Origin of the sequence: Pelagibacterium luteolum (assembly GCF_900100665.1) — a bacterium.
GTDB classification, from domain to species: Bacteria; Pseudomonadota; Alphaproteobacteria; order Rhizobiales; family Devosiaceae; genus Pelagibacterium; species Pelagibacterium luteolum.
On sequence record NZ_FNCS01000003.1, the window covers coordinates 377,371 to 400,130 of the forward strand.

Here is a 22,760-nt window from a genome sequence, read left to right on the forward strand (position 1 = left end):
AAAAAGCCCCCGAGCTTTGAGACACGGGGGTTCTTAATGGCTTGTCGCCGCGATGTCGAGACAGGCTAGCTTGCCGCCTTCTCGCTGCCCGGAATGTAGTTGAGGACCGGGCCGAGCCAACGCTCGATCTCTTCGACGGCCATGCCCTTGCGGCGGGCATAATCTTCGACCTGATCGCGCTCGACTTTGGCGACTCCGAAATAATAGCTTTCCGGATGTGCGAGATAGAGGCCCGAGACCGAAGATCCGGGCCACATGGCATAGCTTTCGGTGAGCTTTACGCCGATTTCCTTTTCGACATCGAGCAGCTCAAAGAGCGTCGTCTTTTCGGTGTGATCGGGCTGGGCAGGATAGCCCGGCGCCGGACGAATGCCCTCATAGGGCTCTGCGATAAGCTCTTCCGGCGCAAAGTTTTCGCTGGCTGCGTGGCCCCAGAGTTCCTTGCGCACAAGTTCATGCAGGCGCTCGGCAAAAGCCTCGGCGAAGCGATCGGCCAGTGCTTTCACCAAGATCGACGAGTAGTTGTCGTTCTCGGAATCGAACCTGTCGGCAATATCGATTTCTTCAAAACCCGCCGTTACGCAGAACCCGCCGATATAATCGGGCGTTCCCTCTTCGGCCATGAAATCGGCAAGCGCCACATTAGGTTTGTCGCCGGATTTGGACAATTGCTGGCGCAGTGTGAAGAACTTTGCGAGTTCGGTGTCACGGTCTTCAGTCGTAAACAACTGCACATCATCGCCTAACCGGTTAGCGGGCCAAAACCCGACGACGGCTTTAGGCGTAAACCATTTCTCGGAGATAATGCGCTCGAGCATGGCTTGCGCATCGGCAAAAAGCTGGCTGGCCGCTTCGCCCTGCCGGGCGTCCTCGAGTATCTTGGGATAGACGCCCTTGAACTCCCACGCCTGAAAGAACGGCGTCCAGTCGATATAGCGCGCAAGCTCGGCCAGGTCCCAGTCCTGGTAGGACTTGGTGCCCAGAAACGATGGTGCTTTTGGCGTGTAACTGGACCAATCGGGCTTGAATGCATTGTCCCGCGCTGCGGAGAGGGACGTACGCTTCTTGTCGGCCTCGCCCCTCCGGTGCTTGTCGGCGACAGTCTCGTATTCCTGCTTGAGCGTTTTCACGTAATCGTTCGCCGCTTCCTTGGAGAGAAGCTTGGAGACCACGTTGACGGCAAGGCTGGCGTCTTTGACATAAACCGTCGTGCCGCGATTATAGCGCGGGTTGATCTTGACCGCCGTGTGAACACGGCTGGTCGTCGCTCCACCGATAAGCAATGGAATATCGAACCCCTCGCGCTCCATTTCGGCAGCGACATGAACCATCTCGTCGAGCGATGGTGTGATGAGACCCGAAAGACCAATCACGTCGACCTTCTGCTCGCGCGCGGTTTCCAAAATCTTCTGGGTCGGCACCATGACGCCGAGATCGATGATCTCGTAATTGTTGCAGGCGAGAACGACGCCCACGATGTTCTTGCCGATATCGTGCACGTCACCCTTGACGGTTGCCATCAGGATCTTGCCGGCGCTCTGACGCTGTCCATCCGCCTCTGCCTCCATGAAGGGCAACAGATAGGCCACCGCCTGTTTCATGACGCGCGCGGACTTCACCACTTGTGGCAGGAACATCTTCCCCGCCCCGAACAGTTCGCCGACGATATTCATCCCGTCCATCAGCGGACCTTCGATGACGTGGAGGGGCCGGTCGTATTTCTGGCGGGCCTCTTCGGTGTCGGCCTCGATATATTCGGTTATGCCATTGACGAGGGCATGGCTGATCCGCTCGCCAACCGGCTTTTCTCGCCATGTAAGGTCCTTGACGCGGGCTTCTTTGCCCCCCTGCCCCTTGTAGCGCTCGGCAAGGTCCAGCATACGCTCGGTTGCATCCGATCGGCGATTGAGGACCACGTCCTCGCAGGCCTCGCGCAATTCCGGATCTATCGATTCATATACCGCCAATTGGCCGGCGTTGACGATGCCCATGTCCATACCCGCCTTGATGGCGTGGTAGAGGAACACTGCATGCATCGCCTCGCGCACCAACTCGTTGCCGCGGAAGGAAAACGACAGGTTCGATACGCCGCCCGAAACATGCACATGCGGAAGCGTCTGGGTGATTTCGCGGGTCGCTTCGATAAAATCGACACCGTAATTGTCGTGCTCTTCGATGCCCGTTGCGACAGCAAAGATGTTGGGATCGAAGATGATATCCTCCGGCGGAAAACCGACCTCATCGACGAGGATGCGATAGGCGCGCGTACAGATTTCCACCTTGCGTTGCTGGGTGTCGGCCTGACCCTTCTCATCGAACGCCATTACAACGACAGCGGCGCCATAAAGCCGGCACAGCCGCGCCTGTTCGCGAAACTTGTCCTCGCCCTCTTTCATTGAGATCGAGTTGACGATCGACTTGCCCTGAACGCATTTGAGCCCAGCCTCGATCACCTCCCATTTCGAGGAATCGATCATCACCGGAACCCGTGCGATATCGGGCTCGGACGCAATAAGGTTGAGGTAATCGACCATCACCTGCTGGCTGTCGATAAGGCCCTCGTCCATATTGATGTCGATAATCTGCGCGCCGTTCTCGACCTGATCGCGCGCCACGTCGAGCGCCGCATTGAAATCGCCGGAGGTGATCAGCTTTTTAAACCGCGCCGAGCCCGTGACATTGGTGCGCTCGCCCACATTGACGAAAGGGATGTCGTCGGTAAGCGTGAAAGGCTCGAGGCCAGACAGGCGCAGGCGCGGCTCGATATCGGGAATTTCTCGCGGACGATGCTTGGAAACCGCCTTGGCGATCGCCGCGATGTGCTCGGGCGTCGAGCCGCAGCAGCCACCCACGATGTTGAGAAACCCGTCGCGCGCAAATCCCTCAATCTGCTCGGCCATGAATTCGGGGCTCTCGTCATACTCGCCAAACTCGTTGGGGAGTCCCGCATTGGGGTAGGCGCAGACCAGGGTGTCGGCGATATCTGAGATTTCGGCCAGATGGGCGCGCATGGCGTTGGCACCCAACGCGCAATTAAGCCCGATGGTGAACGGCTTGGCGTGGCTGAGTGAATACCAGAACGCAGTTGGGGTCTGCCCCGAGAGGGTGCGGCCGGAAAGATCAGTAATGGTGCCTGAGATCATCACAGGCAGACGGATGCCCTTACGCTCGAACACTTCCTCGGCAGCAAAGACGGCAGCCTTGGCGTTGAGCGTATCGAAAATCGTCTCGATGAGGATCAAGTCCGACCCGCCATCGATCAGCCCTTCGATCTGCTCGCCATAGGCAACGCGCAATTCATCAAAGCTGGTGGCGCGAAAACCGGGATTGTTGACGTCAGGCGAAATCGACGCCGTGCGGTTGGTCGGCCCAACCGCGCCGGCGACGAACCGGCGCTTGCCATCCTTGGCCTCCGCGCGAATGGCAGCGCGCTTGGCGGCCTGCGCCCCAGCGACGTTGAGTTCATAGGCAAGCGCCTGCATGCCGTAATCGGCCTGGGCGATTGTCGTGCCGGAAAACGTGTTGGTTTCGAGTAGATCCGCACCTGCCATAGCGTAGGCGAAATGGATGTCTTCAATGATCTGGGGCTCGGTGATGACAAGCAGATCATTGTTACCCTGCAAGGGCTTGGGCCAATCGGCAAAACGCTCGCCACGAAAATTCTCTTCCGAGAGCTTTTCGAGCTGGATCATTGTGCCCATGGCACCGTCAAGGATAAGGATTCTTTCGCGCGCGGCAGCCGTCAGCGCGGCGAAAATGTCTTTGCCTTCCTGCGCTGTGCGCACCGGCGCGACGCCCGGACGCAGGGCGTCGACGGCCACGCCCTCGACCATTCCCCCGCCCATCCGGCCCTCGGCGGGCGCATGCGTGTGACCGTGAGTACATCCGGGGGCGTTGCACATAGTTTGAAGTCCAATTCTAAGGCCGAAGCAGCGAACAAAGAGACATAAAGAAATCTTTATGTCAATAAATCGACAGTCGCGGGGTTAACTGCCTATTCTGTCGGCGACCATGCAGAACCTGCTGCAAAATTACGCATAGGCCCGATGGATGCGATATCACGCCGAAAAATTCTCCCCTGATTATGGGGCCGCATGAGAATGTCTTGATGGCACGGGTTTTGCTCAACCGCCTGTGAGCGATCGATACGCAGGCCACGATGAGCACGCAAGGCATTGGGGGCAGCTATGCCCCAAAAACCCGTAAGGGCACAACGGTTGATGAAGTTGTAGAGCAAATGGCCGATGCCATCGTTGCTGGTCGCCTTCGCCCGGGCGAGCGGCTCGATGAAATCGGTCTGGCGGCCCGCTTCACCGTATCACGCACCCCCATCCGCGAGGCGCTGGCGCAGCTTGCAACGATGGGGCTTGTCGATCGACGACCCAATCGCGGGGCGGTGGTCGCTGACCTCAGCGCCGAACATATCGCCAATCTGATCGAGGCAATGGCAGAACTCGAGGCGGTATGCGCCCGATTTGCGGCCGAGCGCATGAGCGTGGCGGAACGGCAAGCGATGGAAGCCAATCACCTGCGCGCCGCCGGTTATGTGCGATCGGCGCAGTCGGAAGCCTACGCCCTGCACGACACGCAGTTTCACGCATCCATTCACCAGGCAGCGCGCAACGCCCCACTGCAGGAAATGGCCGATATGGCCCGCTCGCGCCTGACGCCTTTCCGTACCGAACTCTTTGCGCATCCCTCAAGGCTGGCACGATCGTTTGAAGAGCACGAGAGCATCGTCACCGCCATGCTCCAGGCCGATGGCGCCCGCGCTGAAAGCCTCATGCGGGCGCACATTCTCAATTCGGGCAGCGCGACCCTGCCCTATCCGTCAAGGCCCTAGTCACCGGCCTTGCGACGATCTTCGCGCATCTCGAACCACATGGCATTGAGAATGGCGAAAAAGCACGCCAGCCCCACGCCCAGTATCCATGCAAAATACCACATCGGAATTGTCCTTTCAGGGCTTAGTAGGCGTTGGGATTCTTGCCGAGGCTGCTGTTGGTCACCGGCCCACTCATGACTTTGTAGACCCAGCTCGTATAGGCGATGATGATCGGCAGAAAGATCGCCGTGGCGATCAGCATGATGAACAACGTCAAATGGCTCGATGTCGCGTCCCAAACCGTCAGGCTCGCAACAGGATTGTGCGATGAGGGCAAAAGGAACGGAAACATCGACAGCCCAGCCGTCGCCACTATCCCCAAGACGCCCAGCGCGGCCGATATGATTGTCAGCGCGCCGGGACGTGCCTTGATGCCGATGGCCGCGCCTGCCATGCCCGCAAAGCCTAGGATTGGGGCGATCATCATCCACGGATATTGCCCATAATTGTTAAGCCAAGCCCCAGCCTCACGCATCACCTCTTTTGAGAGCGGATTTGACGGCAGGTCGGTTACGATTGCGCTCGTAATGACGTAGCCCTCAATTCCGAAGGCGATCCAAAATCCGGCCAGTGCGAAGAGAGCGATCGCTGTGACGGCCGCCCATTGTCCATATCGCGCGGCCCGTTCGGCAACAGCACCTTCCGTGCGCGCCGCGAGGATAACCGCCCCCATCACGATAAGCATCGACAGGCTGACCAGTCCGCACAAAAGCGCGAATGGGGAAAGCAGACCGAAGAAATTGCCCAGATAGGATGGGCGGAGCGTTGTATCGAGGTTGAAGGGCGCACCCAAAAGCGCATTGCCCATGGCCACGCCAAAAATCAGCGACGGCACGAACCCGCCGATGAACAATGCCCAATCCCATGCGCTTCGCCAACGTGGGTCTGTGATCTTGCCGCGATATTTGAACCCGACGGGACGGAGGATCAGCGCAAAAAGGATGACGATCATCGCGAGATAGAAACCGGAAAAGCTCACAGCATAGAGCGGCGGGAACGCAGCAAATATCGAGCCACCGCCAAGAACGAGCCAGACCTGGTTACCTTCCCATGTCGGCCCCTGGAGATTGAGCATGACGCGGCGCTCGTCGTCCGTCCGCGCCACTGCGGGCAACAACGCCCCCATGCCCAGATCCATGCCGCCCATGATCGCAAACCCGATGAGCAGTGTGCCAAGCAACGCCCACCAGATGAGGCGCAGAGTTTCGTAGTCGATTGGAATGAAATCCATCTCCGCTCTCCTTATTCCGCGGGCGCGGGCTTGCCCGCCTTGTCATCGCCATAGCTATCGGGCGATTGCGGCAGATCCGATTTTGGCTCGGGCGTTTCCATGGGATCGGGCTCACCATTGAGCAGCGCGACATAGTCCTTGGGGCCGGCCTTGATGGCCTTGACCATCAGGATCACCATGATGACCGCCAGGATAGTATAAACGGTGATGTAGAAGGCGAGGCTGAGAACGAGGTCGGTGACCGTCAGGCTCGATGCCGCGTAAAAGGTCGGCAGAACGCCCTCGATGGCCCAGGGCTGTCGCCCGTATTCAGCGATGATCCACCCCGCCTCTGCTGCCATCCATGGCAACGGCATAACCGCAACGGCACCCCATAAGAACCAGCGATGTTTGTCGAGCGTACCGGTCGAAGCCTTCCAAAACGCGAAGACGAAAAAGCCGATGAAGAAGAGACCGATGCCAACCATAAGTCGGAACGTCCAGAACAATGGCCAGACATCAGGTACCGTATCGGCCGCCGCCATTGCGATCTCTTCGGGTGTCGCGTTCTCGATGTCGACGCGATAGCGCTTGAGGAGCAGGGCGTAGCCAAGATCGGGCCATGTCTCCGCAATCGTCTCCCGCGCGACGGGGTCTTCACGGTTTTCTTCGAGCGCAGCCATTGCGGTGTAGGCGTTGATACCATTGGCTATTCGAACTTCAGCATGCTCAACTAGTTCGTTGATGCCCGGCACCTCGGTATCGAAGGATCGCGTCGTGATCAGGCCAAGAACCCATGGAACCTTGAGCTCCCACACAGACCCATCTGCGCGTGGAAAGGCGATCAGGCTTAGCCCGGCCGGTGCAGGCTCGGTGTGATACATCGCCTCGACGGCGGCGATCTTCATCACCTGATGCTCGGTGGCGGCATAGCCGCTTTCATCGCCCAGAACCACGACCGATAGTGCCGACGCCAGACCAAAGCTCGCAGCGACCACCATGGAGCGCTTGGCCAGTTCGATATGCTTGCCTTTAAGCAAAAAGAGCGCACTGACGCCGAACACGAACACCGCGCCCGTGACATACCCCGCACTGACCGTGTGAACGAATTTGGCCTGCGCGACGGGATTGAAGATCACCGCCATGAAGTCGGTGATTTCCATACGCATCGTGTCGGGATTGAACACCGCACCAACCGGATATTGCATCCAGCCATTAGCGATCAAAATCCACAGCGCCGAGAAATTGGCGCCCAGCGCGACCAGCCAAGTGACGACAAGGTGTCCGACCTTCGAAAGCCTGTCCCATCCGAAAAAGAACAGCCCGATGAACGTGGCTTCGAGGAAGAACGCCATCAGCCCCTCGATGGCGAGCGGAGCGCCGAAAACGTCGCCGACATAGTGCGAATAGTAGGCCCAGTTCATGCCGAACTGGAACTCCATCACGATGCCCGTCGCAACACCCATGGCAAAATTGATGCCGAACAGGGTGCCCCAGAACAGCGTCATCTTGCGCCAGATTTCACGCCCGGTCATCACATAGGTGCTCTCCATGATGGCCATCATGAAGGAAAGACCAAGCGTAAGTGGCACGAACAGGAAATGGTAAAGCGCCGTGGCCGCGAACTGGGCCCGCGACAGGTTCACGACGAGTTCGTCGACCATGGGATATTGCCCCTTTATTGTCTTTTGACGCTTATCAATAGCTAGAGTGGACGCCGCTCTAGCCGGAAACGCCCCGGATGCCGGATGACTAGCTTGGCACCCTCACGCCCGCCTTGACCTGGATCAAGGACGACCCGCGTGAAGTCTTGCACATTGCGCGCCAGCCTCAAATAGTACTGCCCATATGAGCCACTCAGCCAAACCCACCCGCGACACGGAAAACACCCGAAAACTCATGGGCTTACGCCGCCGAGGCGGTAGGGCGCTCACCCTTGCGATCGCTGCGCCCTTGCTCTCGGGCGTCCTTTTGGTCGCCTATGCTGCGCTTTTGTCGCAGGTGCTCGGGCGCGCTATCGAAGGCAATGAGTCGCTGCCAACGCTACTGCCCATGATCATCGGCATGATTGTAATCGTCGCAACGCGCGCCGCGCTGGGCACGCTGGGAGAATGGGCGGGACAGATCGGTGCAGAGCGGATCAAGGCATCGTTGCGTGGGGAAATGTTCGAAAGACTCCTCACCCACCGTCACGGTCTGGGCATTCGCCCCGCCTCGGGTGCAATCTCGGCCGCGCTGGTAGATCAGGTGGAAGGACTTGAAAATTTCTTTGCCAAATATATTCCGGCAATGATCGCGGCTGCGGTGCTGCCCGTCGCCTTTGCGGTGCTTCTTTTTCCCGTCGACTGGGTCGTCGCGCTACTCTTTCTGCTGACGGCGCCACTGATCCCTGTGTTCATGGCCCTGGCAGGGCTCGGGGCGCAAGCTGCCACCGATCGGCAGGCCACCGCACTCTCCCGGCTTTCAGCCCATTTCGCCGATCGGCTACGGGGACTGACAACGCTTAAGCTGTTCGGACGCGAAGCAGATGCTACGCGCGATGTGCATACGGCAAGCGAAGCGCTCCGGACGCGTACGAATGCGGTGCTGCGCATCGCTTTTCTGTCCTCTGCGATCTTGGAATTTTTTGCGGCACTCGGAGTGGCCGGCGTCGCGCTCTATGTGGGCCTCACCTATCTCGGGTTTCTGACGATCCATGCAGAACTGACATTGGTCGCGGGTCTTTTCGCACTCATCATGGCACCTGAGGTGTATAATCCTCTGCGCCAGTTGGCAGCCCATTATCACGACCGCGCTTCAGCCAAGTCCGCACTCTCCGAAATCGAACGACAGATCGGCGCGCTGATCGTTTCGGACCTTACCCCGTCCGGCAACCAGTCTCCCCTCTCGCCCGACGAGCCCCTCAAGATCAAGGATCTGCATGTCACCTCACAAGACGGCCAGATCGTACTCGATAATCTGGACCTGATTGTCGCCCCGGGCGAAACCGTTGCCATCATGGGACCAAGCGGGGTCGGCAAATCCACCCTGGCGCGCGCCACACTGCGCCTGCTCCCCTCGAACGGTGACATTTTCTACCGAGGCATTTCGCTCGGCGATTGGCCCGAAGCCGAATTGCGCCGTAGTACGACCTATATTGCGCAAAAGCCCGGCATTTTCGCAGGCACGATCTTTGACAACATCGCTTTCGCCAATCCCGACGCCGAAGCGATCGATATCAAGCGAGCGGCCGATCTTGCACACGTCTCAGACTTCACCAGAATGCTTCCTGACGGCTTGCAGACATACGTCGGCGAGGGTGGAATGGGCCTCTCGGGCGGCCAGATCCAGCGCGTCGGGCTCGCACGTCTTTTTCTCACCGCGCCGGACCTCGTCATCCTCGACGAGCCCACAGCTCACCTGGATCCGGAAACCGAAGCGCTTGTTCTCGACAACATCTTTGCGTTTGCCGAAGGCCGCGCGTTGGTCATCCTCACGCATGCCGATGCAGTGTCGCGACGCGCCGACCGCATTCTGCGCATGGCCGGTGGCAAACTCATCCGAACGCCGCACCGTCGAAAACCTGATCGCGCCAAAGCGGGAGAGCGCGCATGAAGGCGCTACTGTTCTTTGCGCCCTTGCTGCGCCCCCATGTCGCGCGATTTGCGGGGACACTCGTTCTCGCGCTGGTAACGCTGGCTGCAGGCACGGCGCTGCTTGGCGTCTCAGGCTGGTTCCTCACGGCCACCGCCCTGACCGCGCTCGGCGTCTCGTTCAACCTCTTTGCTCCCTCTGCGGCGGTCCGCGGGTTCTCGTTCATCCGCATCCTCTCGCGTTACTTTGAAAAACTGGTGGGCCACAACGCGACGCTGAGGCTGCTTTCCGATCTCCGTCGTTGGCTGTTCGGCGCGCTGTTCCCGCGATTGCCCCTGGCCAATCGTTCGATGCGGCATGGCGATCTGGTAACGCGTCTGACGGCGGATGTGGACGCACTCGATACCGTGTTCCTTCTGGCCATCGGTCCCTTCATCGCAGCTATCGTTTTGGGCGGTGGTGTATCTGCCGTTCTTTTCACTCTACTCCCGGCTGCTGGATGGATTTATCTCGCAGCTATCATCGTCGCAGTCGTCGTCGTGCCGATGGTCCTGCTCTTCACCACACGCCAAAATGGTAAGGCGCTCGTTGAAGCAGCAGCAACGCTTCGTGCTAACGTCCTCGATGCCGTCATTGGGCAGGATGACATTGTTGCGTTCGGACAGCAGGATTGGACGTCTCGCCGATTTGCCCGGGCCACGGCAGCGCTGGGGAGCCAAAAGACACGACAGGCGCTCGCAACGGCGATTGCCGCCGGCACGATTCAGGTGCTCACGGGCGTTTCACTGATCACGATTATTGTTTTCGGACTGGATGCTCTGACCGCGGAGACCATTGAGGGCCCGATCCTTGCAGCTATCGTCTTTGGCATCATGGGCAGTTTCGAAGCTACGGGCGTCATCGTGCGTTCGATCGGCAAGACCGGTGAGGCAATAGCCTCCGCCGAACGCCTCAAGGACATCGCGACCGGCCCAATCTCCATCCGCGATCCGCTGAGCCCCGCTTTGCTTCCTGGGGACGACACCGTGCGTTTTGATGCCGTGTCGTTCGCCTACCCCGATGGTGCGCGCATAATTGATCATCTCGACCTGACGCTCGCCCCAGGGGACCATGTGGCGATTTCGGGCATGAGCGGGGCCGGCAAATCGACGCTGCTGCACTTGCTGCTCAGGCTCGCCGATCCCACGAAGGGCGCAATCACCATCGGCGGCACCGATATTCGCGATGTTTGCCAGGTCGAGCTCCATGCGCGTCTTGCGCTGCTGAGCCAGGACAGTCCGGTTTTCCTCGACACGGTTCGCGCCAATCTTACCCTAGCCCGGCCTGGAGCGACCGATGCCGAACTCTTTGCTGCGCTTGCCAAAGCGCGCCTTACCGAAACAATCCGCGCCCTGCCTTTGGGCCTGGATACGGTAATCGGAGAGACAGGTGCGACCCTATCGGCAGGGCAGGCTCGTCGCCTTTGCCTTGCGCGCACGCTGCTGTCGCCCGCGACGATCCTTGTTCTGGACGAGCCGACCGCTGGCCTTGATCGGGATACGGAACTCGAGTTCTTTTCCGACCTGAAAGCCGCGTTGTCCGGCCGAACGGTCGTGATGGCCACTCATGCCCATCTGCCGCCTGAATTACCGCTGCGTCGTTTGGAGCTTCGGGACGGAGCCATCGACGAGTTGGCGTCGTGAACTTTTCATCCCCTTCGGATGACCGCCCATCGCTATCAGCTCCCGTGATGTGATTGCCTGCCAATAAACGAGAACCTTTTCAGCCACAACGGTTGGCAAGACACTTCAGGTCAGGGATTACGAAGGTACGATTGTTGACGACAGAAATGATCTCTTCCTTGCGCAGTCGGGTCAGTTGCCGGGACACGGTCTCAATGGTGAGCCCGAGAAAATCTGCAATATCTGCACGACTGAGGGGAAGATCGAACCGAGCGTCCGCGTTCTCGCCCTGCTGCCGCTCAGCTTCGGCCACGGGATCGATGTGCGTCGCGACAAGATAGAGAAAACTAGCGACCTTTTCGCTCGCAGTCTTGCGTCCCAGAGTGACCATCCAGTCGCGTGCATCGTCGAGCTCGCGTAAGGTTTGTTCGAGCAATCGATGTTCGAGGGCTGGATTGTCGCCTACCATGGCCTCAAGCGCTGCCTTGGGAACCTTGCACAGCTCGACGTCCGACGCGGCTTGCGCAGAAAGCGTATTCTGCCGACCAAACAGGCGCCCCAGGAAATCGGGAGCGAATTGGAGGCCGACCACCTGCTGGCGGCCATCGTCCAGCATTTTCGAAAGTTTGACGACGCCCCGCATAACGTTCGCATAGCTGGTGATGTCACTGTCATCAGCGATCAACTCGGTGCCCGCAGGATGGCGGACAATTCGGGAGTGCTTTGACAGCATCATTAACTGATCGCCGCTGAGCGCTCCACACAATCCACGATGACGTACTTCGCAACTCCCGCAGAGTGCCGGAGTTTCGGAATTGTGTATATCGTGTCTGCCCATCACGGCCTTCCTGTTGGCGTAACTTACTGCATTGCTACCCTCATAACGAGACGGGAAATCGTCGCATCCAGCGCGTGCCAAGCCGGCTTTTGCAAATCATTCGCAACTCCCTTGACGTTTCTGCAAATGATTGTCACATTCAATCGCATGAAGAACATCCTGCCTGCCACGTGCCTTACCCTTATCGTCGCCACCTCTCCCGCCACGGCGCAAGACGGTCCCAATATCGTTTCCACTATCGGCATGATCGGCGACATCGCCCAGACCGTTGGCGGCGACTGCGTGGCCGTGGAAACCATGATGGGACCAGGCATCGACCCACACCTTTATCAGGCCACGGCTCGCGACGTTCAGACACTCAATCGGGCCAGTCTTATTCTCTATTCGGGCTATGGCCTTGAGGGCCAACTGGCAGACGTGTTTGCGCGCTATGGTGAACGGGTATCCACACTGGCTGTCGCAGAGGCCGGCATTGCTGATACGGAAGTTATCCATACAGAAGGCGCATATGGGATCGATCCTCACCTCTGGATGGACGTGTCCCTCTGGCAGCAGACGGTTCCAGTTCTTGCTGAGGCGCTGAGCGCTATTGCACCGCAATGTGCCAACGAGATTGCTACGACTGCCGAACGCTACAGCGCCGAACTCACCGCCCTCCATCAGTGGACGGGCGAGGCTATCGCCTCGATCCCAATCGACCAACGCATCCTGATCACGGCCCACGATGCATTTGCCTATTACGGACGCGCTTACGGCATAGATGTCGCCGGTATTCAGGGCATATCGACCCAGGCCGAGGCCGCAATTGCCGACATTCGTCAGGTCGCCGCCCTGATAGCGGAACGAAGCGTCCCAGCCATTTTTGTCGAATCGACAATCAACCCCCGCACCATCCAGGCAGTTATCGAAGCCGCCAACGAGGAAGGGCAACAGGTGGAAATTGGCGGCCAGCTCTATTCAGACGCCATGGGCGACACCGGGACCGCAGCCGGCACGTATATCGGCATGATCCACGCCAACACTCTTGCCATCACAGAGGCTTTGGGCGGCACCCCGCCGCCCCTTCCTGCTGAACTCTCCGAATGGGCCACTCAATGGACGATAGACTAGTAACTGCCGGACTGCACGAGCCCGGACTTGCCGTGCATGTGGAAGACCTGACCGTCTCGTACCACTCCAAACCGGTATTGTGGGACATCGATTTCGATATTCCCCCGGGCGTCATGGCCGCAATCGTTGGACCGAATGGCGCCGGCAAGTCCACGCTGATCAAATCGATCCTCGACCTCGTCAGACCCACCGCGGGCCATGTCACCATCCACGGCCTCCCTTATCGCGATCAGCGCCGCAAGGTAGGCTATGTCCCGCAACGCTCTAGCGTCGATTGGGACTTTCCCACAACCGCGCTCGACGTGGTCACCATGGGACTTTACGGCCAACTGGGCTGGCTGCGGCGCCCCGGACGCAAGGACAAAGATCGTGCCCGCGCCGCACTTGCCCGTGTGGGCATGGAGGATTATGCCGACCGCCAGATCAGCCAGTTGTCTGGGGGCCAACAGCAGCGAGTGTTTATAGCCCGCGCGCTCGTCCAGGAGGCCGACGTCTACTTTCTCGACGAACCCATGGCGGGCGTCGACGCCACCACTGAGCGCACGATCGTCAAAATTCTGCACGGGCTGCGAGACGCAGGCAAAACCGTGATCGTGGTTCACCATGATCTGCAAACGGTCCGCACGTATTTCGACTGGCTCGTGATGCTCAACGTTCGGGTGATCGCGCAGGGGCCGGTAGCCGAAACCTATACCGCCGAAAACCTCAGGCGCGCCTATGGGGGCCAGATCGCTTTGCTGGATTCAGCAGCGACACTGACGCCGGTTGATTGACGATGTTGGACATCCTCTCCGATTTCACACTGCAGAACGTGATGATCGGCGCAACGCTTTTGGGCATCATCTCGGGCGTGCTGGGGACATTCGCCGTTCTGCGAAAGCAGAGTCTATTGGGCGACACCCTGTCTCATGCGGCCCTTCCCGGCATTTGTATCGGATTTCTGGTGGCCGGCACGCGCAGTCTGCCATTCATCCTGACGGGCGCATTGCTCGCAGGCGCTGCGGCGGCGCTCGTGGTGGTGTTTCTTACACGGACCACGCGCCTCAAGACCGATGCCAGCCTGGGTATCGCGCTGTCGGTGTTTTTCGCCCTCGGCATCGTTTTGCTCACGATGATCCAGAACCAGGGCAACGCCGCGCAAGGCGGGTTGGATTCGTTCCTGTTCGGGCAGGCGGCCGCCATCCTGCGGTCCGACCTCTACGTAATGGGCGCGATCACGCTGACCGCAGTTGCACTGGTGACCGGGCTCTGGAAGGAATTCAAGCTCATCAGCTTTGATCCGTCCTATGCCCGTACTCTCGGTCTGCCGGTGCTCGCGCTGGAGGTCCTGCTGACAACGATGATCGCCTTGGCAGTCGTTGTCGGCCTCCAAATGGTCGGCGTAATCCTCATGGCTGCAATGATTATTGCCCCCGCCGTCGCGGCGCGGCAGTGGACAAACAAACTTGGCGTCATGGCGGCGCTCTCGGCACTGTTCGGGGTCGTATCGGGACTGGTCGGGTCGGTAATCAGCGCCAGCGCCACAGGCCTTTCGACGGGGCCCCTGATTGTTTTAGCCGCTTCCGTTATCGTTGTTACCTCGTTGGTTTTCGCTCCAGAGACCGGCCTGCTCCCTACTGCTCTACGCGTTAGGCGCGACAAGTTCAGTCTCAAAAGCCGCCTCGTGCTCGGCACGATATATCGCTTGGCTGCAGAACACGGAGACCCCGCCTACCCTGCCGAACAGGCGATGATCGATGCTTTTCATCGCACAGACACCTCCGCAGTGCTTTCTCGCTTGGAGCAGCGCGGCCTGGTCAGATCGACCGCTCATCATCCTGAGCCGACTCCCCATTGGGTTCTGACCCCCAAGGGCCTCGAGCAGGCACAAACGCCCCTCGATCAGTCCGGGGAAACGCAATGAACGCCTTTTTCAACAGCCCCGACGCCATGATCATGCTTACCGGCAGTCTGGTGGGCATCGCCGCCACCTTGCTGGGTACATTCCTCATTCTACGCGGTTCGGCGATGCTGTCGGATGCCATCTCCCACTCAATGGTTTTCGGGATCATCATCGTGTGGATGATTACTGGACAGACCAGCGGCCCCATTCAGATATTGGGCGCGGTGCTGACCGGGCTGTTGACAGTGTCGCTCACGCAATTGCTCACCCAGACCAAGCGCGTGAAAACCGATGCGGCGATCGGGCTGGTCTTCCCGGTCCTGTTTTCCATAGGTGTTCTGTTGATCAATCTCTACGCTCGGGATGTCCATATCGACGCGCACACTGTGCTCTTGGGCGAAATAGGCTTTGTCTGGCTCGATGCCTACGAGATCGGCGGCGTTTTGGTGCCCGAAGCGGTCGTGTGGATGGGACTGATGACATTGATCAACCTGGGGTTTGTCACGCTCTTTTACAAAGAACTCAAGCTCGCGACCTTCGATGTCGCTCTGGCAAAAGCGCTCGGCTTTGCGCCGGCGATCCTCACTTATGGGCTCATGGCGCTGCTGAGCGGCACGGCCGTCGCGGCATTCGACGCCGTCGGCGCGATCCTCTTTATTGCCTTCGTTATTGTCCCGCCCTCGGCAGCCTATCTTCTAACGGATCGGCTCTGGATTATGCTCGTGGCGGGCAGCGCAATCTCAATCGCCTCGGCGATTTCAGGCTACGGCTTCGCTTTGCTCTTTAATGTTTCGATCGGCGGCATGATGGCGCTCATGAGCGGCGTTTTCTTCCTTGGCTGCTTCGCCTTCGGGCCACGCTATGGACTGATCGCACAGACTTTGCGGGCGCAGGCGCGGCATAGCGAGAATGCCAGTCGCACCCTTGCGGTTCATCTCTTCAATCATGAGGGCCAAACCAATGCCGATGAGGAAAATGTCGCTGCGGCTCTACGCGAGCACTTGCATTGGACACCCGCCAAGGCGCAGCGCACCCTGGTGAAAAGCCTCGACGACGGCCTGATCACGCGTTCAGGTCGCCGCCTGGCACTAACGCCCAAGGGCCGCGCCACGGCACGCGAAATCCTCGAGCCCTGGGCACAAAAAGAGCCGGCACCATAAAGGCGCCGGCTCACGCAGGACGTCCCAGGAGGAGCAGGACATGCTGCGAATCTCCGATTTAGTCGCCATCCATTGCAAAGACGGTCTTGGATTTGTCTCTCGCCATCATGCGCCAGAGAATTGGCCCAATAACGGCCGCAGCCGCGATCGCATAAATGGTGAGCGCGATTGGGGAAGTGACAAGGAACGTCCAGTCCCCGCGATTGATCATCAACCCACGCCTCAACTGCTCCTCGGCGAGCGGGCCAAGAATGGCGCCGACCAACACGGGAGCGAGCGGATAGCCAAAGCGCCGCATCACAAAACCGATCACCCCAAAAAACAGCAGCAGGATTAGAGCGAATGCTGAGCCTTGAGCACCCACAATGCCCAACGTCGCAAATGTCAGGATACCTGCATAGAGCCAGGGCCGCGGGATCATCAGCAGCCGCACCCAGATGCCGACGAATGGCAAGTTGAGAATCAGCAGCATAAAGTTTGCGATGAAAAGGCTCGCCACCAATCCCCATACCAGTGTCGGGTTGGACGTAAACAAAAGCGGTCCGGGCTGGAGCCCGTATTGCTGAAATCCAGCCAGCATCATCGCTGCGGTGGCGGAGGTCGGCAAACCAAGTGTCAAAAGCGGAATTAGGGTGCCGGCAGCCGACGCATTGTTCGCGGCCTCCGGTCCGGCAACACCTTCTATCGCGCCTTTATTGCCTTCAAACTCGGCCTTTGACTGTCCTTTGGCCGCCTTTCGCTCGGTGGAATAAGATAGGAACGTGGGAATCTCTGCCCCGCCGGTCGGCAATGGTCCAAAAAGAAATCCGAGCCCGGCACCCCGCAGATAAGGGAAGATGCAGCGCTTTAGATCTTGAAATGAAAGCCAGACCGAGCCCTTGATGGCCTCGACGGTCTCGTCGACGTCGATCTTCTTGGACGCTATGTAGAGGGTTTCACCGATCGCAAAGAGCCCAACGGCCACAATGGCAATCGAGATGTTGTCGCGCAATTCGGGGACACCGAATGACAGTCGCGGCTGGCCGGTGAGTTTATCGATACCGACCAGCCCGATAGCAAGGCCGATGAATAACGCCGTCAATCCACGCGCAACCGAACCGCCAAATGCCGCGGACACCGTGACGAATGAGAGAACCATCAGCGCGAAATACTCGGCAGGACCAAACGAAAGCGCGACACTCACCATGAATGGCGAGACCAGCGCGATGCCGATGGTGCCCACCGTCCCGCCAAAGAACGAGCCAATCGCCGCCGCTCCCAGCGCTTTGCCACCTCGTCCGGAGCGAGCCATCTTGTTACCTTCGACCGCGGTCATTATCGAGGCGGTTTCGCCTGGCGTATTGAGCAGGATCGAGGAGATGGCGCCCCCATACATGCCGCCATAATAGATACCGGCAAACATGATCAGAGAGCCGGTTGCGCCGAACGAAAGTGAGATCGGCAGCAAAAGCGCGACAGTCAGTGCCGGCCCGATGCCGGGCATTACACCAACAGCTGTACCCAGCAGCACCCCGATCAGCGCAAAGACTAAATTCATTGGTTGGGTTGCGACCGCAAGCCCATCCAGCAGAAGCAGAAAAGTGTCCATCAGTTCAAATCCTTGGGCGCTTTAGCGCCGGAACAGGCCATCGATGAAGCGCTCTACCGGGCCCGCCGGGAGCGAAAGACTGAGACCATGGCGAAACAGGACGTAAAGAAAAGCCGAAACGCCAATGCCCACCAAGATGGCAAACCAGAGCGGTCGCCGGCCAAGTCCGCGCGCTGCAAAGCCGAACAGCGTTCCGGCAGCGACAATGAAACCGACGCCCCCATAGAGCAGACCGATCTTGGCAACCAGCGCACCGACGATCCAACCGACCGCGGTGAGATTCATCGGCTCCCGCTCGGGAAAGCTGTTGCGCAGCGCCATGAAGACGGTGGCGACACCGAATACGGCAAGACCGGCAGCGATGAGATAGGGGAAAATTTCCGGCCCGAACTGGGCATAGGACTGGCGCACCGGATAGGTCGTCCCATCCCACGCAATCAACGCCGCAAACAGGAAAAGACCGGCCGCGATCGCGAGACCGCCCAGATCGCGTGCCCGATTGGGATCGGAGGACCGGCTTGCGCCGGCCCCCTCATTTGCGTGCCCGGAACTCACTGGGAAATGCCCAGTTCGGCCAGGATGGCGTCCGTCGCTTCGATTTCGCCAGCCAGATACTCGGCGAAAGCGTCACCGTCCATGTAGGTGTTAACCCAGCCGCGCGTCAGCAACTCATCGTTCCAGGTGTCCGAATCCGCCATCGTACGGATGACATCGAGCAGTTCATTAGTCTGCTCTTCCGAAATCCCCGGAGCGGCCGCGATCATGCGCCAGTTCTGAAGATCGACCTCATAGCCCTGCTCGACGAATGTCGGAACGTCGGTGTAGTCCTGCGGCTCAATGGCCGTGATGCCGATGCCACGAACGGTGCCAGCGTCAAGCTGAGCGGAGAACTCGGAATATCCCGAGATACCAACAGTCACCTGATTGCCCAGGATAGCCGCAAGCGCTTCGCCGCCGCCTGAGAATGGAATGTAGTTGATCAACGCCGGGTCGACGCCTGCCGCCTTGGCGAAAAGCCCAGCGGCGATGTGGTCCGCACCGCCGGCCGAGCCCCCGGCCCAGGTTACAGACCCGGGGTCTTCCTGCAACATCGCTGCAAGATCTTCAGCATTCTGGATCGGGCTGCTTTCAGGAACCACGACCATCACATACTCGCCGGTGAGGCGAGCAAGTGGGGTCACGTCGCCGAGCCCGACAGGCGATGCGTTGGCGATGACCGCACCAACCATCACGTAACCACCAACGATGGTCGCTTCAGGATCGCCCGAGGACTGGTTGATGAACTGCTGCAGACCGATCGTACCGCCGGCACCTGCCACATTCTCGACCTGGATGTTGGAGACAAGACCTTCAGCCTGAAGTGTGGATTGAATAGTGCGCGCTGTCTGGTCCCAGCCACCGCCGGGTCCAGCGGGCGCCATGATCTTGAGACTGTCGATGGCGAGCGCAGGCACACTGAGCGTAACCACCGCAAGTGCGGCACCAGCCAGTTTCATCGAGAGAAAATTCACGTATAGTCCTCCTCAAAGGTCTGTTTTTCTTTGCGAAAAGCCCGAAAGGAAGACGTAGCGATTCCGTCGGTGAAACGCGTATATCGCGCACCGCTCCTCCCTCTTGCCAAGCCTGCCTCCAGTCGGGTTAATGGCCGACACGGTGACCTGGCAGCTCCTCAACACCGACGATAGATCGGCAAGCTGTCACCAACCTGTCAGGAGGGACAGCACCCTGCGCATACTCGTAGTCGAAGACACCGAAGATGTCGGCGAGGCCGTCGTGCATGCCTTTGAGCGCATGGGCCATGCTGTTGATTGGCAGCGCACCCGTCGCGGCAGTGAAGACGCGCTGGCGGTGCAGGAGTATGCGTTGATCGTTCTCGATATCAACCTACCCGATGGCTCGGGTTTCGACATCCTCTCAGCGCTGCGCGAACGCGGAGCGGCAACGCCCGTGTTGGTTCTCACGGCGCGCGCACTTGTCGACGATCGGGTCGATGCGTTGGATACCGGCGCAGACGACTATCTCGTCAAACCCTTCGACTTCCGCGAGCTCGAGGCACGCGCCCGCGCCCTGCTTCGCCGCCGCCAGGGAAATGCCGTATCGAACTTGTCGGTGGGCAACATCGTGCTCGACCAGACGGCACGTACGGTCAGGCTTGCCGGACACGGTGTCGAGCTGACCCGGCGGGAAACGGCATTGCTCGAAGTGCTCATGGGCCAGCCAAATCGTGTCTTTTCCAAAGCCGATCTGCTCGACCAGCTCTACGGCTTCGATGGTGACGCCGGCCCCAATGCTATCGAGCTCTATATTGCACGTCTGCGTAAAAAGCTCTCCGGAGCGACTGCCGAAATCCGAACCCTGCGCGGAGAGGGGTATCAAATCCTGCCACCACGGTCTGGCACACCATGACCATCACCGGTATACGCCAGCGACGCCGGTTTTCCCTGTTCTGGCGCTTGTCCGGCATTATCGCAATCGTATTGCTGGCCGGCGCGGGCGCGCTAACCCTCGCGGCGTATGCTTATGCCCGAACCGCAGCCGACAATGCCTATGATCGGCTCCTGATCGGCGCCGCGCGCCAGATAGCCGATACGCTAGGGGCAGAGGCCGGAGCCGTCAGCGTAGACGTCCCCACATCGGCACTGGAAACCCTTTCGATCTCGCGAACTGACCGTGTCTACTATCGCGTGTCCGCGCCGGACGGGTCGCTCGTGACGGGTTATGAGGACTTGCCGCTCCCTGAAGCGGAGGACCCATCAGATGAGGCCGTGGTGGGGGACGCACGTTATTTCGGTCAGGACATCCGGTCGGCCTCCGTCTGGCGCTACCTCTCCGAGCAAGGCGCGACCGGCTGGGTCCGGGTCACAGTTGCCCAGACACGAGAGGCCCGTAATGCGCTGACCCTGGAATTGACGCTCGGCGCGCTTGTCCCGGTGCTTGCAATGAGCGTCTTGGCTCTGGTGGCGCTGATGGCGGCTGTGCAGATGGGACTGCGCCCCCTACGCCGCGTAGAACGCGCGCTGCGACAGCGCGACCCCAACGATCTGACCCCACTCGACGTTGAAACTCCGGTGGAGGTCGACGCCCTGATCGCCGCGATCAATCGGGTGATGGGACGGCTGTCCGCGCGCTTGGGGGCCATGCAGCGCTATATCGAAACCTCTGCCCACCAACTGCGCACACCACTCACCAGCATCGCGGCCCAAGTCGAAATGCTCGACCGTGCCAAAGACGATAAGGCACGTGCGACGACCATCGCAAAGCTACGCCGCCGAACGGTTGAGGTCGGCCGTTTGGCCAATCAATTGCTCAGCCACGCAACGATCATCCACCGCGCCGAAGCCATGCTCGTCGACATCGTCGACCTGCGTCAGATCGCTCAGCACGCCATTGCTGACGCAGTTCTCGAAACACTCGAACGCGACTTGACGGTCAAACTGGACGCTCCCAAAAGCCCGGTTTATGTGCGGGGGGATCTCGTGGCCCTGCGCGAAGCCCTGCGCAATCTCATCGAGAACGCCGTGCAGCACGGTGCCCAATCGCGTGTTACGGTACGCGTCGGCGAAACATTCGGCGGCCCGCAAATCTCGGTCTTCGACGATGGCCCGGGGATTGCGGAATCCCAATGGCTGCATTTGCGCCAACGCTTCGTCACCGGCGACATCGGCGGCACAGGTCTCGGGCTGGCCATCGTTACCGATGTTGCCACAGCGCACGCAGCCACCTTGGAATTAACGCGGGCAGAGACAGGCGATTTTGGAATCACGATGGGATTTCCGCATCCGGAGGGACACTCATGAGAGCGCTCATAGCTATTGCGTTCACGCTCTCATGCGGCCACGTTCAGGCCCGCGACGAATACGATTTTCCATCAATTGGCGTACACACCGAAACGCTCGTCATAGAGGCTTCAGCCGACCTCGCAGCGATTGAACCCTTGATTCTCGACTTCCAGCAGACAGAGCTGGGGGTGAGCATACGCTACGCTGACTCGCTGACCAATGAGGTCTTCGCCAGGGCGATCGAAGCCTGCCACGAACAGACGACGTTCGCCGATATCATGATCACCTCTTCAGTTGATCACGTCGCCAAGCTGACAAATGACGGTTGCGCCACCCGCCATGACCTCGCAACCACGGCTGCAGTGCCCGAATGGGCTAATTGGCGCAACGAGGCCTTCGGCTTTTCATTCGAGCCGGCCGTGATCATCTACAATTCAGATCTGGTCCCCCCGGCCGACGTGCCGCTAACGCGCAATGCGCTGGTGGAACTGCTGCGGACCAAGCCCGACGTCTATAATGGCAGGGTCGGCACCTACGACATAACACGCTCGGGGATAGGCTATCTGTTTGCCTTTTTTGACGCCGAACAGTCGAGCGTTTTTGGTCGCCTGCTTGAAGGTTTCGGACGTGCCGACGCCGTGCTCGAACCAACCACCGGCGCCATCCTGGAACAGATCGAGTCCGGAGACCTGCTGATCGGCTACAACCTCCTCGGCTCCTACGCCTACGGTCGGCTGCTCGCGGGCGCACCGATCGGTATCGTCTTGCCGCACGACTTCACTATCGTGCTCTCGCGCGCAGCGCTGATCCCACCCCACGCCAGCAATCCTTCCGGCGCCGCGCGCTTTCTCGACTATCTTTTGTCGGAGCGCGGCCAGTCGGTCGCCGCCGAACAGTCCTTCTTTTTCGGCTTCGACCGCCCTCCACCCGACGGCGTCATCGCCTCGGACGATTCCGGCGCGGCGACGTTTTATCGCCCGATCACTATGGGGCCCTCACTGCTGGTCACTTTGGACCAGGCCAAGCGTGCACGGTTTCTCGCCGAATGGCAGGATGCCATGTCGATCCCCTGAC

At 59.6% G+C, this 22,760-nt stretch carries 18 protein-coding genes; 10 read left to right on the plus strand and 8 right to left on the minus strand.

Annotated elements, in window-relative coordinates; translation table 11 throughout:
* Window positions 1–65 precede the first annotated feature (65 nt).
* Window positions 66–3,902 (minus strand): methionine synthase, encoded by a 3,837-nt coding sequence (metH, locus tag BLR31_RS08315; RefSeq protein WP_425287220.1) that lies wholly within the window; start codon window positions 3,900–3,902, stop codon window positions 66–68.
* Window positions 3,903–4,159: 257 nt separating this feature from the next.
* On the opposite strand from metH, the gene BLR31_RS08320 reads away from it, so the two are divergent.
* Complete coding sequence (locus BLR31_RS08320) at window positions 4,160–4,843, plus strand: GntR family transcriptional regulator (protein WP_090594596.1); 684 nt, start codon at window positions 4,160–4,162, stop codon at window positions 4,841–4,843.
* On the opposite strand, the gene cydX is transcribed toward BLR31_RS08320, so the two are convergent.
* From cydX to BLR31_RS08335, 3 genes are read right to left on the minus strand one after another with little or no spacing between them, the layout of a single operon-like run.
* A complete protein-coding gene (gene cydX / locus BLR31_RS08325; protein ID WP_090594598.1) occupies window positions 4,840–4,947 on the minus strand; it encodes a cytochrome bd-I oxidase subunit CydX in 108 nt (35 codons plus the stop codon). The two genes, BLR31_RS08320 and cydX, sit on opposite strands and share 4 nt — an antisense overlap.
* A 20-nt stretch (window positions 4,948–4,967) precedes the next feature.
* The gene (gene cydB / locus BLR31_RS08330) at window positions 4,968–6,116 is read right to left on the minus strand and encodes a cytochrome d ubiquinol oxidase subunit II (protein WP_090594601.1); all 1,149 of its coding nucleotides are present in this window, start codon (window positions 6,114–6,116) and stop codon (window positions 4,968–4,970) included.
* Between the two features lie 11 nt (window positions 6,117–6,127).
* On the minus strand, window positions 6,128–7,759 hold the full coding sequence (locus tag BLR31_RS08335) for a cytochrome ubiquinol oxidase subunit I (RefSeq protein ID WP_090594604.1): 1,632 nt from the start codon (window positions 7,757–7,759) through the stop codon (window positions 6,128–6,130).
* A 184-nt stretch (window positions 7,760–7,943) separates the two neighbouring features.
* Between BLR31_RS08335 and cydD the strand changes: the two genes are divergently transcribed.
* Together cydD and cydC are read left to right on the plus strand one after the other, a co-directional pair.
* Entirely contained in the window at window positions 7,944–9,689 is a 1,746-nt protein-coding gene (gene cydD, locus BLR31_RS08340; RefSeq protein ID WP_090594608.1) for a thiol reductant ABC exporter subunit CydD, read from the plus strand.
* On the plus strand, window positions 9,686–11,350 hold the full coding sequence (cydC, locus tag BLR31_RS08345) for a thiol reductant ABC exporter subunit CydC (protein ID WP_090594609.1): 1,665 nt from the start codon (window positions 9,686–9,688) through the stop codon (window positions 11,348–11,350). The genes cydD and cydC overlap by 4 nt, the downstream gene beginning before the upstream one ends.
* Before the next feature lie 79 nt (window positions 11,351–11,429).
* Here cydC and BLR31_RS08350 read toward each other — a convergent pair whose 3' ends face one another.
* The gene (locus BLR31_RS08350; protein WP_090594612.1) at window positions 11,430–12,167 is read right to left on the minus strand and encodes a Crp/Fnr family transcriptional regulator; all 738 of its coding nucleotides are present in this window, start codon (window positions 12,165–12,167) and stop codon (window positions 11,430–11,432) included.
* A gap of 126 nt (window positions 12,168–12,293) precedes the next feature.
* Between BLR31_RS08350 and BLR31_RS08355 the strand changes: the two genes are divergently transcribed.
* Genes BLR31_RS08355 through BLR31_RS08370 form a run of 4 tightly spaced genes read left to right on the plus strand, consistent with a single transcriptional unit; the run spans window position 12,294 to window position 16,319 of the window.
* Window positions 12,294–13,277, plus strand: a complete 984-nt coding sequence (locus BLR31_RS08355; protein ID WP_244504985.1) for a metal ABC transporter solute-binding protein, Zn/Mn family — start codon at window positions 12,294–12,296, stop codon at window positions 13,275–13,277.
* Window positions 13,262–14,050 (plus strand): metal ABC transporter ATP-binding protein, encoded by a 789-nt coding sequence (locus tag BLR31_RS08360; RefSeq protein ID WP_090594907.1) that lies wholly within the window; start codon window positions 13,262–13,264, stop codon window positions 14,048–14,050. Before BLR31_RS08355 ends, BLR31_RS08360 begins: the two co-directional genes overlap by 16 nt.
* Window positions 14,051–14,052: 2 nt before the next feature.
* On the plus strand, window positions 14,053–15,180 hold the full coding sequence (locus BLR31_RS08365; RefSeq protein ID WP_090594615.1) for a metal ABC transporter permease: 1,128 nt from the start codon (window positions 14,053–14,055) through the stop codon (window positions 15,178–15,180).
* Window positions 15,177–16,319 carry a metal ABC transporter permease gene (locus tag BLR31_RS08370; RefSeq protein ID WP_090594618.1) on the plus strand — a complete coding sequence of 381 codons (1,143 nt, stop codon included), beginning with the start codon at window positions 15,177–15,179 and terminating at the stop codon, window positions 16,317–16,319. Before BLR31_RS08365 ends, BLR31_RS08370 begins: the two co-directional genes overlap by 4 nt.
* Before the next feature lie 58 nt (window positions 16,320–16,377).
* Here the strand turns inward: BLR31_RS08370 and BLR31_RS08375 are convergent, their stop codons facing one another.
* The 3 genes from BLR31_RS08375 to BLR31_RS08385 are packed head-to-tail and all read right to left on the minus strand — an operon-like array spanning window position 16,378 to window position 19,403.
* Window positions 16,378–17,907, minus strand: coding sequence for a tripartite tricarboxylate transporter permease (locus tag BLR31_RS08375; protein ID WP_090594621.1), 1,530 nt, complete (start codon window positions 17,905–17,907; stop codon window positions 16,378–16,380).
* Window positions 17,908–17,928: 21 nt separating this feature from the next.
* Window positions 17,929–18,462, minus strand: coding sequence for a tripartite tricarboxylate transporter TctB family protein (locus tag BLR31_RS08380; protein WP_090594623.1), 534 nt, complete (start codon window positions 18,460–18,462; stop codon window positions 17,929–17,931).
* Window positions 18,459–19,403 (minus strand): Bug family tripartite tricarboxylate transporter substrate binding protein, encoded by a 945-nt coding sequence (locus tag BLR31_RS08385; protein ID WP_090594626.1) that lies wholly within the window; start codon window positions 19,401–19,403, stop codon window positions 18,459–18,461. Before BLR31_RS08385 ends, BLR31_RS08380 begins: the two co-directional genes overlap by 4 nt.
* Before the next feature lie 229 nt (window positions 19,404–19,632).
* On the opposite strand from BLR31_RS08385, the gene BLR31_RS08390 reads away from it, so the two are divergent.
* The 3 genes from BLR31_RS08390 to BLR31_RS08400 are packed head-to-tail and all read left to right on the plus strand — an operon-like array spanning window position 19,633 to window position 22,759.
* Window positions 19,633–20,313 (plus strand): response regulator transcription factor, encoded by a 681-nt coding sequence (locus BLR31_RS08390; RefSeq protein ID WP_090594909.1) that lies wholly within the window; start codon window positions 19,633–19,635, stop codon window positions 20,311–20,313.
* Complete coding sequence (locus tag BLR31_RS08395; protein WP_090594629.1) at window positions 20,310–21,704, plus strand: sensor histidine kinase; 1,395 nt, start codon at window positions 20,310–20,312, stop codon at window positions 21,702–21,704. Before BLR31_RS08390 ends, BLR31_RS08395 begins: the two co-directional genes overlap by 4 nt.
* Window positions 21,701–22,759 (plus strand): ABC transporter substrate-binding protein, encoded by a 1,059-nt coding sequence (locus BLR31_RS08400; protein WP_090594632.1) that lies wholly within the window; start codon window positions 21,701–21,703, stop codon window positions 22,757–22,759. Before BLR31_RS08395 ends, BLR31_RS08400 begins: the two co-directional genes overlap by 4 nt.
* The last annotated feature ends 1 nt before the right edge of the window (window position 22,760 follow it).

Excerpts from the sequence above, each read along its gene's own strand:
- metH (WP_425287220.1), bottom strand. The coding sequence starts at position 3,902 with ATGTGCAACGCCCCCGGATGTACTCACGGTCACACGCATGCGCCCGCC.
- BLR31_RS08320 (WP_090594596.1), top strand. The coding sequence starts at position 4,160 with ATGAGCACGCAAGGCATTGGGGGCAGCTATGCCCCAAAAACCCGTAAG.
- cydX (WP_090594598.1), bottom strand. The coding sequence starts at position 4,947 with ATGTGGTATTTTGCATGGATACTGGGCGTGGGGCTGGCGTGCTTTTTC.
- cydB (WP_090594601.1), bottom strand. The coding sequence starts at position 6,116 with ATGGATTTCATTCCAATCGACTACGAAACTCTGCGCCTCATCTGGTGG.
- BLR31_RS08335 (WP_090594604.1), bottom strand. The coding sequence starts at position 7,759 with ATGGTCGACGAACTCGTCGTGAACCTGTCGCGGGCCCAGTTCGCGGCC.
- cydD (WP_090594608.1), top strand. The coding sequence starts at position 7,944 with ATGAGCCACTCAGCCAAACCCACCCGCGACACGGAAAACACCCGAAAA.
- cydC (WP_090594609.1), top strand. The coding sequence starts at position 9,686 with ATGAAGGCGCTACTGTTCTTTGCGCCCTTGCTGCGCCCCCATGTCGCG.
- BLR31_RS08350 (WP_090594612.1), bottom strand. The coding sequence starts at position 12,167 with ATGGGCAGACACGATATACACAATTCCGAAACTCCGGCACTCTGCGGG.
- BLR31_RS08355 (WP_244504985.1), top strand. The coding sequence starts at position 12,294 with ATGATTGTCACATTCAATCGCATGAAGAACATCCTGCCTGCCACGTGC.
- BLR31_RS08360 (WP_090594907.1), top strand. The coding sequence starts at position 13,262 with ATGGACGATAGACTAGTAACTGCCGGACTGCACGAGCCCGGACTTGCC.
- BLR31_RS08365 (WP_090594615.1), top strand. The coding sequence starts at position 14,053 with ATGTTGGACATCCTCTCCGATTTCACACTGCAGAACGTGATGATCGGC.
- BLR31_RS08370 (WP_090594618.1), top strand. The coding sequence starts at position 15,177 with ATGAACGCCTTTTTCAACAGCCCCGACGCCATGATCATGCTTACCGGC.
- BLR31_RS08375 (WP_090594621.1), bottom strand. The coding sequence starts at position 17,907 with ATGGACACTTTTCTGCTTCTGCTGGATGGGCTTGCGGTCGCAACCCAA.
- BLR31_RS08385 (WP_090594626.1), bottom strand. The coding sequence starts at position 19,403 with ATGAAACTGGCTGGTGCCGCACTTGCGGTGGTTACGCTCAGTGTGCCT.
- BLR31_RS08395 (WP_090594629.1), top strand. The coding sequence starts at position 20,310 with ATGACCATCACCGGTATACGCCAGCGACGCCGGTTTTCCCTGTTCTGG.
- BLR31_RS08400 (WP_090594632.1), top strand. The coding sequence starts at position 21,701 with ATGAGAGCGCTCATAGCTATTGCGTTCACGCTCTCATGCGGCCACGTT.